Annotated in this window: 6 protein-coding genes; all 6 read left to right on the top strand. The window is 40.5% G+C overall.

Annotated features, from left to right (window positions below; genetic code table 11):
- The first annotated feature begins 12 nt into the window (after window positions 1-12).
- The gene (locus ACAM30_RS02085) at window positions 13-1899 is read left to right on the top strand and encodes a RagB/SusD family nutrient uptake outer membrane protein (protein ID WP_369617010.1); all 1887 of its coding nucleotides are present in this window, start codon (window positions 13-15) and stop codon (window positions 1897-1899) included.
- 246 nt (window positions 1900-2145) lie between these two features.
- Window positions 2146-3111 (top strand): ROK family protein, encoded by a 966-nt coding sequence (locus tag ACAM30_RS02090; RefSeq protein ID WP_369617011.1) that lies wholly within the window; start codon window positions 2146-2148, stop codon window positions 3109-3111.
- Between the two features lie 334 nt (window positions 3112-3445).
- The gene (locus ACAM30_RS02095; protein WP_369617012.1) at window positions 3446-4822 is read left to right on the top strand and encodes a sulfatase; all 1377 of its coding nucleotides are present in this window, start codon (window positions 3446-3448) and stop codon (window positions 4820-4822) included.
- A 22-nt stretch (window positions 4823-4844) separates the two neighbouring features.
- A complete protein-coding gene (locus ACAM30_RS02100; protein ID WP_369617013.1) occupies window positions 4845-7529 on the top strand; it encodes a DUF4962 domain-containing protein in 2685 nt (894 codons plus the stop codon).
- Window positions 7530-7648: 119 nt separating this feature from the next.
- Window positions 7649-11692: a two-component regulator propeller domain-containing protein gene (locus ACAM30_RS02105; protein WP_369617014.1), complete on the top strand. Its 4044-nt coding sequence runs from the start codon at window positions 7649-7651 to the stop codon at window positions 11690-11692.
- A gap of 236 nt (window positions 11693-11928) precedes the next feature.
- Window positions 11929-13065 (top strand): DUF4861 family protein, encoded by a 1137-nt coding sequence (locus ACAM30_RS02110; protein WP_369617015.1) that lies wholly within the window; start codon window positions 11929-11931, stop codon window positions 13063-13065.
- Window positions 13066-13097 lie beyond the last annotated feature (32 nt).

Raw genomic sequence — 13097 nt, forward strand, 5'->3', positions numbered from 1 at the left:
AAGTTTACAAAGATGAAAAACAATATATTTTCCCGCAAAACACTTATAGCAGCCGGTATTACCTGCCTCTTATTACCGCTTAATTCCTGTGATAAAGAGCTTGAGGTTACCCCCTATTCTTACTTTACCACGGCTAACTTTTTCTCCAATACCAACGAAGCCAACATGGCTACGCTTGGAGTTTACGAAACCATGTCGTCCATGGACAGTTATGGATGGAACATTTCGTTAATTTTTGATGCTGATACGGATATCGAACAAATGAGCGGAATTGGTGCCGATGACTGGAGAACGATAGCACACTATCAGGGAATTTCTCAAACCAATACGTTCTACACCGTTTGGAGTAAATTGTATGAAGGAATAGACAGAGCCAATGTAGTAATCGAAAGAATTCCGCAAATGGATCTTTTTTCAAACGGCAATGCAACTCAGAAAGAGCAGCTAAACCGATACCTGGGTGAAGCGAAATTCCTTCGTGGTTTCTATTATTCAGAACTCGTGCGTTTATGGGGAGATGTTCCGTTTAAAACAAAAAGCTCACAATCCGGCAATAACTTAAAAGGAGCCCTTGTAGACCGTCAGGAAATTTATACCCAGATCATCAAAGACATGACCGAGGCCTCACTTCTCCTTCCGGAACAGCTGCCAACAGACGAGCGCATCAACAAATGGGGAGCCAAAGCCATGCTGGCCAGAATAGCTTTATTTGCCGGAGGATATTCTTTAAACGCAGACGGAACAATGAATCGTCCTTCCAACTATAAAGACTATTACAAACTGGCTCAGCAGCAAATCAATGAGGTTATGGCGCAGAATCCGTACAAACTAAACCCATCCTACGCTAAAATTTTTAAAAACCAGTGTCAGCATGTACTGGAACCTACCGAGAATATTTTTCAGGTTGCTTTTTATAATCCGTCAGGAAACTTAGGAAACGCTTCCTGGGTGGGTAACTTCAACGGTCCCGCTACAGCCAGTGGTTTTTATCCCTCCAACATTTCGAGATGTTTAGTTCCAAAACCGTTCTACAATAGTTTTAATCCCGCCGATCAGCGCAGAGACTTTTCAATTGCCACCTACTCCATCAACAATTTAGGAAACAAACTTCCGCTTTTAACCACCAATCAGGATGAAAGATGGACCGTTGGTAAATGGAGCAGAGAATATCAAACCAATGCAACGGCAGAAAGAGTTTACACACACATCAATTGGGTCATCATGCGCTATTCCGATTTGCTGCTGATGCGTGCTGAGGTAGAAAACGAATTAAACGAAGGCCCAAATACCATTGCTTACGATGCCATCAATCAGGTTCGCAAAAGAGCCTTTGGTGCCGACATACAGGGAAGCCGAATTGCTGTTGACTTAAAAACAAAAGGTTCCGGATATACCAATGCAGCCAATGTTTTAATACAAATCACAGGTGGCGGCGGAACCGATGCGGCAGCGGCAGTAATCAATCTTTCTTCAGGAGGAATCAATACCATCGGGATGTTACGTTCCGGAGATGGTTATACCACTGCTCCAACGGTAACCATTACCACTACAGACGGAAAAGGTACCGGAGCAACTGCAACCGCAAGATTATTAGCGAAACCAACTACAGCCGAAATGAATTTAGCAACCGGTCTAAACAAAGACAATTTCCTTAAAGCCGTTCAGCAAGAAAGAGCCTGGGAACTTTCGGGAGAAGGAATGCGAAGAGCCGATTTGATCCGATGGGGAATCTTATCTGATAAACTAATCGAAACAAGCGCTGCAGTAAAGCAAATCCGATCGACTTACTTTTTCCCGGCCATTACCAACTTTGTGGCGGGCAAGCACGAATTATACCCTTATCCGCAAAATGAAACCGATGTGAATAAAAGCATCACACGTCAGAATCCCAAGTACTAAACAAATACTGTTTCTAAACCGTTAGATAAAATTAATTTGAGCACATCGCAATGAAGTAAAAAATCATGCACAACAACAAAATGATAATGAAAAAGATTACAGTTATTTTGAATCGTTTAAATTATTAGAAATAAATGATGAAACATTATTTAGAAATGAATAAGTTTATAACCGTTAATGCAGAACTTTGTTCTGCATTAATTGTTTGTAAGAGAAAAGAAAACACTAAAAATAAAAAGGAACATTATGGTTACCAAAAATGATGCACAAATGTCAAAATCGTACGCTATTGGAATAGACATTGGCGGTACTTCACTGAAATGTGGCGTTGTGAATGAACTCGGAGAAATTTTATTTTCATTTATAGTATCCTTAAAAGAAGCCCGCACCGAAAAAGAAATCATCAGCTTAATGGTCGATGCGATCACACAATGTACCGATCAGTTAAACGAACCCATTGTCGGAATCGGAATTGGTTTTCCGGGTCTGATTGAAAATGACATTATCATTGGCGGAGGTGTTAACTTACCCGGTTTCGAACAATTAGCTTTAGGGAAAATTCTAAATGATTTAACAGGACATGCTGTTGTAATTGATAGTGATGCTAACTTAATGGGGCTTGCCGAATTGATTTACGGAGCAGCCAAAGACAGTACCGATGCTGTTTTTCTGACCATTGGAACCGGAATTGGCGGTGCCATCATGATCAATAAAGGTCTGTACAGCGGTTTCAAAAATCGCGGTGGTGAATTAGGACATACGGTCATTCAGCAAAATGGTATTCCTTGCAATTGCGGTGGACGAGGCTGTCTGGAAACCTATGCTTCTGTAACCGCTTTAATCAAATACTATCAATCTCAAAATCCTGCCGCAGACGAAAATATTGACGGTAAAACCATAATCGAAAAATACCTTGCCGGAGAAAATCATGCGATAAAAACCATGGAGCATCATTTTGATTACCTGGCTGCCGGAATTGTTAATTTTGTCAACATCTTCAGTCCGCAAAAAGTAATCATTGGAGGAGGTATCAGCGAAGCAGGTCAGTTTTATATTGACGAATTAACCCACAGAGTCAAAACCTTTGCCATCCCCATTGCCTTTGCACACACCCGTATAGTTGCAGCCGATCTGGGCAACAGAGCCGGATTATTGGGCGCCTGCGCCAATGCCTTTCAGAAATTTAAAAATCTGAAATGCAGTACGACATAAAAGAATATACTCGCGAAGGCGCAAAGATCTTAGTAAATTGCCTAAACGCACTGCGTAAAAAACTTTCCGACTTTGCGTCTCTGCCAGCAAAATCCACACAAACAACGTATCATTCTAATCCATTTAATCTGTGGCAAGAAACTTTGCGGCTTCGCGTCTCTGCGAGCAAATATTTTTAAGAATCACCTCACTAATTGCCCATTATTAAAGGTTTTAACTAAATTTAATATCATTTTAAACAAATTCAAAACCCCAATTGAAGCCTGATCCTTAAATTCGTTTTTGTATTTAAGAATTAACAACCTATAAAATAATCTATTTAAATCAGGCAGATATGATGTTTCGAAAAAGCATAGGACTTGTATGGCTATTGGGAATCATAAACATTCCTTTTTTCAGTGATGCCCAAACCACACGTCCGAACATCCTGATCATCATGACCGATCAGCAAACTGCCGATGCTATGAGTATTGCAGGAAACAAAGATCTCTATACCCCGGCCATGGACAAACTTGCGCAAAATGGAGTCCGTTTTACCAAAGCCTATTGCGCCCAGCCTTTATGCACTCCGTCACGCACCGCCCTCATGAGTGGAAAAATGCCTTTTGAAACCGGCTTCACAGGCAACGCTCCCGAAAAAGACGGTCAATGGCCTGATGATTTACTAATGATGGGGAAAATTTTTCAAAACGGAGGATATAAAACCGGTTATGTAGGCAAATGGCACCTTCCCGTTCCCTCTGCCAAGAAAAGTCAGCATGGTTTTGAGTACATCGAAAACACCAGTTTTCAGGATTACAACGATGCTGCCACACCTTCCTTTTGTGCTCGTTTCATTAAGGAAAATAAAAACACCCCATTTCTTTTGGTTGCCTCCTTTTTAAATCCCCATGACATTTGCGAATGGGCGCGCAACGAGGATCTGAAAATGGATGTATTAGAAAAAGCGCCACCAGCCGATCAGTGTCCGCAATTGCCGGCCAACTGGAAAATCCCCGATTACGAACCTAAAATTGTCCGTGATCAGCAAAAAGTAAGTTTCAGAACCTACCCGACCGTAAACTGGACAGCAGATCAATGGCGCCAATACCGCTGGGCTTACAATCGCTTAGTTGAAAAAGTAGACAGTTACATCGAAATGGTACTCGCCTCTTTGAAAAAATACAACATCGAAAAAAATACGATTATTATTTTCACAGCAGATCACGGTGACGGATATGCCGGACACAGTTGGAACCAAAAACAGATACTATATGAAGAATCCGCCAAAATACCTTTTATCATTTCAAAAATAGGCGAATGGAAACCGTGCACCGACAATCTTCTGGTTTGCAACGGCACAGACGTTATTCCAACCATTTGCGGCTTCACCGAAATACCAAAACCAAAATATTTAAAAGGAATTGACCTCAGTAAAAGAATAACCAATCCATCAGAAAATCTGCGTGATACTTTGGTTATCGAAACCGATTTTGCCGATAACGAAGAGCTCTTAAACATTAGCGGACGTGCTGTCATTACTCAAAATCTCAAATACATAGTGTACAACAAAGGCGACTTAAAAGAACAGCTTTTCGATCTCAGCACTGATCCCGGAGAAATCACCAATCTGGCCGTCAACAAGGCATACAAAAAAGACCTAATGGCCATGCGTCGTTATTTAAAAAAATGGTGCAGAGAGAACGGAGATTCATTTCAATCCGGATTATAAATTGGTCTAAAGAAAAAATAATATGATTCAGAAAAAAATATTCTCATTAGCCGCATCACTTATATTGTTGCCTGCTTTTAGTCAACAGCCATCGGCAATTCTAAAACTGACCGCCGAAAAGCTGCATTCAAGAGTGCGCGAATGGCCCTATCCTGTAAACGGAATCACGGTACCCACCAATGCTCCCGCTCTGCTTTGGCCGGGAACCAACGGCAAAAAAATGGTAACCCCAATGGAAAGTGGGAGTGATATTCCTGAAGATCCTAATATTGGCAATATACGTTACAAAGTAATGCTGGCAAGCGATACGAACTTTAGTAAAGACCTGCTCACCAGTTCCGAACAGCGCTGGGCAGTTTATCCCCTGCATCAGAGTTTAAAAGCCGGAAAATGGTACTGGAAGTATGGTTATGCTTTAAAGGGCAGCAATCAATGGACCTGGTCTCCGGTTTATGATTTCGTTGTGGATGCGAAATATGCTTCCCAAAAAGTATCGCCTCCAATTGCGGAAGTCCTTAAACGAAACGAAGGCGCACACCCTCTTTTGTGGGACATGAACCGTATTGGAGAAGACTTTTACCGCAACAATCTGAACAATCCCGAAGCTAAAAAATTTATTGCTTTCGCAGAAAAGCTAATGCTGGCTCCTCTTCCCACAGAGAAACCGCAGAGAGTAATTGATACCACAGGCAAAAATCCGTTAGAGAAAAAAATTATTATAGAAAGAATGTATCACGGTTTTGGAGATGCTGTTGGAAACCCTGTTCGAAATTTATGTATCGCCTATCAGCTCACCAAAGACAAACGCTTCATTTTAGATGCCAAACGCAGAGCCTTAAACATCGCCGGTATGAATCCTGACGGATTAGCAACCGGTGATGATTTTACAAGCGGTGCCGTACTGGAAGCCTTGGGATGGTTTTACGACAGCGGTTATGATTTTTTAACTCCTCAGGAAAAAGAAACCTTCAAAAACATCATTACGATCAGAGCCAAAAGGGTTTACGACCATTTGCCCAATCGTTTTGAGCTGCATGTAAGCGACAATCATGTTTGGCAAATCACCTTACGCAACCTTGCCATCGCAACCGTAGCCGTAATTAATGATGTTCCGGAAGCCAAAGAATGGCTTGCCTACATGTACGAAGTCTGGTCGGCGCGTTTTCCGGTCTTGGGCACTACCGATGGCGGCTGGCATGAAGGAAACGGTTATTTCAGAGTCAACTTTAAATCGATTGTTTACCTTTCGCAAATGTTTGGTGATTTTAGCGGTGTCGATTATTTTCAACTGCCCTGGATGCAAAATCTTCCATATTACATGCTGTACACACATCTAAACGGTGCCGCGAGTACCGCAATTGGTGACATGTGGGAAAACATTCCGTATATCGTAAAAGGTGAAGCATGGTTTGCTGATGCCCTGACGTACCGAATGAATAATCCTTATCTGAACTGGTATGTGGGAGAAATCAAAAGAGACTATCCGTCCTATTATCATGGCACCGATGATTTTTTATTCTTCAGGTTATTGAATTACAAACCGAACAGAAACTTACCCGCTGTCTCTCCGGAAAAACTGCCTAAAACACGCAAATTTGCTGATGTTGGCGTCGTAGCCATGCACGAAAATCTGTCAAAAGCCAATACTACCCTGAGCAGTTATTTGTTCAGCAGTCCGTTTGGTTCTTCCGGTCATGGTCATGCTTCCCAAAATGCTTTTACGATTAATTATAAAGGAAAAGTCCTCTTTGGCGGAACAGGCTACTACAGTAATTTCAGCGACAAACACAATCTTTTATACTACAGATCCTCAAAAGCTTATAACACTATTTTAGCCGACAGTCTGAATCAGAAAATTGGAGAAGAAGGTTACGGATGGATCCCAAGAGCTCTTTCCGGTCAACACATTCAGTACGCTTTAGGAGATGCCAGTAATGCTTATGGAGACATCAAAAGTGATTTCTGGCTGAACAGATTCAAACAAATAAACGTAGTACCCAATAAAGCAAACGGTTACGGAGAATCGGGTGTGACCTTGTACCGCAGACATATGCTGCAACTGGAAGGCGGCTATATTCTTTTGTATGATGAACTGGAAGCTAAAAATCCCGTAAAATGGACTACTCAGTTTCATTGTCCGTATTATACCATCGAGGGGCAAAATTCGACGAATGCCAAACAGCAAAACTTCACGGTACAAACAGATTTAGGAAATGTAAACGCCAGTATTTTTGCCAACAGTCCGCTAAAAATGGCTGTACACCATCAATTTTACGAAGCCGCTGTCAACTGGAATAAGGTAACCAACGACGAAGGTCAAATCAAAGAATTTAAAGACCAATGGCATGCCGGAATCACTTCTGAAGCCAAACAAAAATTCAGATATTTAACCATCATACAAATAAAAGACGGCAAAACGGGAGTAATCAAAACAAGATCAGACAACGGTGGTTTATCACATTTTCAGGTGGGCGACTGGGACATACAGGTACAATTGGACGGCGAAAAACCCGCTGCTTTACAAGTTACCGGAAAAACTGCAAAATCATTATTTAGCTATGGAAGTTTACCCATTACGTTTGAAGGTAAAGCATTTTCGCCTAAAGTTACAGGAAGTTCGGTCTTACTGGAAATGAAGGATTCCAAAATAGACCAACAGGAAGCAATAGACGAACTGCCTGATGTAGCCAAATACGACAAGAATTAAAAACGAAAAAGACGTTTGCATTTTCTTTAATTTTAGAGTTGAATTACCCAATGGAGGTCAAACACAATTCTTTCCGGCTTAGAGAAACACAGACAAAAATAATTATAATTGAAACTTTCATGAAGAAAACGATTGCTATCCTTGCGCTTTTCTATCTCATGCTTTTTACTGCTAAAAACGAGGCTCAGATACAGGACCGCTATTTCCGCACCATTTCGGTTGATAAAGGCCTGTCTCAAAGTTCTGTTTTTGCCATTGAGCAGGATACACTGGGTTTTGTCTGGATAGGAACTCAGGACGGACTGAATCGTTATGACAGTAAAGGTTTTAAAGTGTATCGTCCCGTAAGGAATGTTAAAAACAGTTTGCAATCGTACTACATCCGAAGCTTGTTTACCGATCATAAAGGACGATTATGGGTGGGCGGTAATCAGGGGATTAGTGTTTACAATTACAGTACCGACAGCTTTACCAATTACAAGCTTCCGCGAACAATTGGCGAATGGTACATCTCGTCGATCACAGAAGATCCTGCGCATAGAATTTGGGCCACCTCGATTACCGGAGAAGTCTTTGTTCTGAATCCTGAAGGACAGAATTTTTCAGTCCTCCGATTTAACGCCTCTTCACACGAAATCAAAAAAATTGCCTATATCGGCGTTTGGCAAAAACAAATCATTCTGGGAACAGATGTTGGTCTGTTTAAATTAAATCCTAACACACATCAGCTTATAAAAATTAATTTAGGCCTAAAAAAGCCGTATATCAATGCAGTTTATGTTGACGGCAAAAAACTATGGATCGCAACCGAAGGTGAAGGACTAATTTGCTACAATGCCGAAAATGGTCAGACCTCTTCTCTGCTCCACACCGCCGGAGCCAAGAGTATTGCAGACAACAACATCAGATGTATTGGAAAAGATACGGAAGGAAACATCTGGCTCGGTACTTTTAAAGGACTCACCATTTTTAATGCTAAAACCAACTCTTTCAGTAATTATTACCATCAGATCGCACAGCCTTATACCATCAGTCAAAACTCAGTTCGCTGTTTCTTTAGAGACAAACAAAACGGAATCTGGCTGGGAACGTATTACGGAGGTGTAAATTATTATCATAAAAACGATATTAAATTCAATCTGTTAAGTCAAAACTCAGGAAAACCTTCTTTGAATGATGAGGTAATTGGTGCAATCAAACAAGATTCAAAAGGCAATTTCTGGATTGGAAGCAATGACAAAGGTGTGAATTACTGGAAAAAAAATGCCAATACCATCAGCTATTTTTCAAATAGCGAAAACAACCCAAACAGCTTAAGTTCGAACAATATCAAAGCCATTGAATTTGATGATACTGGGAATGTATTAATTGGTACCCACAACGGCGGATTGAATCTACTTAACCCTAATACCGGTTTTGTACAGCGTTTTCGCCACAACGAAAACAATCCCAATTCCATTGCAGGCGATTTGGTTTACAGCCTGTTAAAAGATTCAAAAGGCCGTATCTGGGTGGGCACGCGATCAGGATTGGACCAGTTTCATCCCGAAACAAAATCGTTTACACACCTTCATTTGGACAAAGCCGGAAAGCGGCTGGCATCAGATGATATTACTTTTCTTTTTGAAGACAGCAAACACCGAATCTGGATTGGAACGACCAATGGCGTCACGCTTTTTTACCCGGACACTAATCTGTTTGCCGCTATTGGTCACGGCAAATTAAGCGATGATATCATCAATTGCATAACCGAAGATCCAAAACACCGAATCTGGATGGGTACCCGAGAAGGATTGCGATTGTATGATGAAACTCAGGAATCTTTCAAAAATAGTAAAGCCCGAAAAGATTTCGTTAAAGAAAACATTTACGGCATCCTTCCGGACGACGAAGGAAATTTATGGATTTCAACCAACAGCGGCTTAATCAAATTTAATCCCGACAAAGGTTCTGTACAGACTTTTGACGAAAGTGATGGTTTGCAGAACAAACAATTTAACGATTATGCCTTTTGCAAAGCCAAAGACGGTATGCTGCTTTTTGGCGGAATCAAAGGACTTTCTTATTTCTATCCGACTATTGTAAAGCAGCAGCTACTCCCTTTAAAATTAAGTTTTACCGCTTTAGAAGTACTGAATAAAACTGTTGCCGCCGGTGATGATACCGACATACTCGAAGGACATATTGACCAAACCGACGAATTGGAAATTGGACCTGAATACAAACAGTTCAGCCTCTTTTTTAATACGTTTAATTACATTTCTTCCAATCGAACGTATTACTACTACAAACTGGAAGGAATCGACAAAGACTGGCAGCGAACAGATGAGCTTAAAGTAAGTTACAGCAACTTATCTGCAGGAAACTACAACTTCCAGATCAAAGCCATTGGACCGAACGGAGAAATGAGTGCTGTTCGAAACTTAAAAATTGTTATACTTCCGCCCTGGTATAAAACCATCTGGTTTTCATTGTTATTACTAGCCATCATTGGTACCGCAGCTTATATTGGTTTTAAAATTATAAAAGAAAGAATAAAAGCCGTTCAGCAATTAAAACTGGAACGCATCGATAAAGAACGCGCCAACTACATCAATCAGGTTAAGATGGATTTCTTTACCAATGTTTCTCATGAACTAAGAACTCCTTTAACCCTGATCTTAGCACCTCTTGAAGAACTTTTAAAAATGCCTTTTGCTGATAAGATCTCCAAAAAGAAACATGAACTCATGTTTATCAATGCCAAAAGACTGTACAATTTGGTCGATCAGCTTTTTGAGTTTCGAAAAACCGAAATGGGTACCCGACAATTAAAGGTAGGCAAAGGGGATATTGTAAGCTTTACACAAGAAATTTTTGAGTCTTTCAAACCGCTCTCAGAGAAAAACAGCATTCATTATACTTATCATTCCGAAGAACCACAATTGTCGTTCAATTTTGATAAAGATGCGATGGAAAAAATCCTCTTCAATCTTTTATCCAACGCTTTTAAATATACTAAAACCGGGCAAAGTATTGCTGTGACACTATTACAGAAAAAGGATACAGTACAAATAAAAGTCGCTGACACGGGGGTCGGAATTAGTGCTGAAGATTTATCGAAGGTTTTCGACCGTTTTTATCAGGTAAACAATCGCGAAATGAATTTGGGTTCCGGTGTTGGTCTGGCCTTTACCAAACGTCTGGTCGAATTGCATCACGGCGAAATTACCGCCGAAAGTAAAATGCAGGAAGGAAGCAGTTTTACGGTCACCATTCCAATTTCAGATAGTGTTTATAAAAACGATCAGCATGTGGAAGAATCTGCTTATGACCTCGCAATCCTGTCAGACAACGACCTTGAAAATGAAGATGCCTTACTGCCGGAAGAAAATGAAATCATTGAAAAAAATCAACCGGTTAAACTTCTTATCGTTGACGACAACAAAGAAATTTTAGATTATCTGCAGGATTATTTCAGTAAAATATACGAGGTTACCGTAGCTCATAACGGACAAATGGCACTGGAACTTTTGGAGATCCAGCCTTATGACCTGATCATAAGTGATGTCATGATGCCCGAACTGGATGGTTTACACTTTTGCAAACGCGTCAAACAAAACATCAATACTTCCCACATTCCGCTGATGCTGCTAACGGCACGAACCGAAACCAGCCAGCAGATAAAAGGACTCGAAATGGGTGCCGATGATTATATTACCAAACCCTTTTCGACACCTTTGCTCGCCGCAAAAATCACCAATCTGTTGCGCTCCCGTAAAAGACTGAAAGAATATTATGCGGTTGGAAAAGAAATGGTTCCGGAAAATATTGCTTTTAATACTCTTGATGAGGAATTTCTAAAACAGGCTATTCGTATCGTGGAAGATCATCTGGCAAATTCTGAATTTTCAGTGGATCAGTTTAGCAGAGAAATTGGCATGAGCCGATCGAATCTGTATTTAAAATTAAAAGCCATTACCGGAGAATCGGCTATGGATTTTATCAAACGAATCCGATTTAAAAAAGCAGTCGAATTGATGCAGAGCAAACGCTATACGATTGCGCAAATCACGTATATGTGCGGCTTTAACTCTCCTTCTTATTTTTCAACAGCCTTTAAACAGCATTATGGCTGTATGCCAAGTGAGTACTTAGCCAAAATCGACGATACCAAAGAATAATTCAAACGACACAAACTACTATAAATGCAAAAAGAAAAAACTATCCCTTAAAAACCCTAATGTTATTGCATTAGAAATCCTTTAAGCCATTTCCGAATTTCAATTTTAGAAATCAAAATCTCGTTCAGATGAAACCTTCATTTTAGAACGGGACGGCCAAAACTATGTCTTAACGGAACACATTTATTAGAAAAAAGCAGCCCGCCATACAACGTTTAAAAATTAAAATGCCCTTTATGAAAACAATTCAATTCTTTCTTTTACTGGCTTTCATTGCACCCTTTACCGCCATCGCACAAACCAAAGCAACAGTTACGCTTCACAATACATCAGCCTTAGACCGTAAAGAAACTGTGATATCCATCAATTGGAAATCTTTGCTTTCCTCCTATTCGCAAATAGATACGGCCAATTTTATAGTACTGAACAACAGCACCAAAAAACAAATTCCTTATCAACTGGAACATCATGGCAATCGCGCCATTCAAAATCTGTTGGTACAGGTTGATCTAAAAGCTAAATCATCTCTACATCTCACAATACAAAAGGGAAAACCGGAACCTTTTGCTGTCAAAACCTATGCGCGTTATGTCCCGGAACGTCTGGACGATTTTGCCTGGGAAAATGATAAAATTGCCTTTCGTGCTTACGGAAAGGCGCTCGAAAAAACAGAAGGTGATGCTTATGGTTATGACGTTTGGGTAAAACGAACCGATAAACTCGTCCTGAACGATCGCTACAAACGCAACGATTATCATATCGATCATGGCGACGGACTGGATTATTATCATGTTGGGCACACCCTAGGCGCAGGAAACATGGCTCCATACGTAAAAGATACTATTCGATATTCAGGCAATTATCACCAATGGAAAATTTTAGACAACGGACCCCTCCGCACTACTTTTCAACTAACTTATGACTCCTGGAATGCCGGTGGAATCCCCGTTAAAGCAACGAAAATCATTTCTATTGATGCCGGTTCACAACTCAACCGAATTGAAAATACGTATACATTCGAGGATAAAAATCCTTTAGCGGTTGTAGTTGGAATCATCAAACGAGAAAAAGCCGGAGTGCTTTCTTTAAACGAACAACAAGGTATTATGGGCTATTGGGAACCAATTTTTGATAAAGAAGGTACCACCGGAGTGGCCTCAATCTTAACAACACCTGCAAATGCCATGTGGGTCACCAAAGAACAATTACTTACCCAAACCACCGTCAGAAGCAATGAAGCTTTAGTGTACTACACCGGTGCGGTCTGGGATAAAGCGGGAAAAATTACCTCGGCCAAACAATGGTTCAATTACCTGGAGCACTTTAATGAAGAGCTTAAAAACCCTTTAACGATCAGTGTAAAAAAATATTAAAACAACTTTAGGCAGATTCTTTAACACATAAA

The organism is Flavobacterium sp. CFS9, from assembly GCF_041154745.1.
GTDB lineage: Bacteria > Bacteroidota > Bacteroidia > Flavobacteriales > Flavobacteriaceae > Flavobacterium.

Bases quoted from the DNA above. Each gene is read 5' to 3' on its own strand.
- ACAM30_RS02085 (WP_369617010.1), top strand. From the start codon at position 13: ATGAAAAACAATATATTTTCCCGCAAAACACTTATAGCAGCCGGTATT.
- ACAM30_RS02090 (WP_369617011.1), top strand. From the start codon at position 2,146: ATGGTTACCAAAAATGATGCACAAATGTCAAAATCGTACGCTATTGGA.
- ACAM30_RS02095 (WP_369617012.1), top strand. From the start codon at position 3,446: ATGATGTTTCGAAAAAGCATAGGACTTGTATGGCTATTGGGAATCATA.
- ACAM30_RS02100 (WP_369617013.1), top strand. From the start codon at position 4,845: ATGATTCAGAAAAAAATATTCTCATTAGCCGCATCACTTATATTGTTG.
- ACAM30_RS02105 (WP_369617014.1), top strand. From the start codon at position 7,649: ATGAAGAAAACGATTGCTATCCTTGCGCTTTTCTATCTCATGCTTTTT.
- ACAM30_RS02110 (WP_369617015.1), top strand. From the start codon at position 11,929: ATGAAAACAATTCAATTCTTTCTTTTACTGGCTTTCATTGCACCCTTT.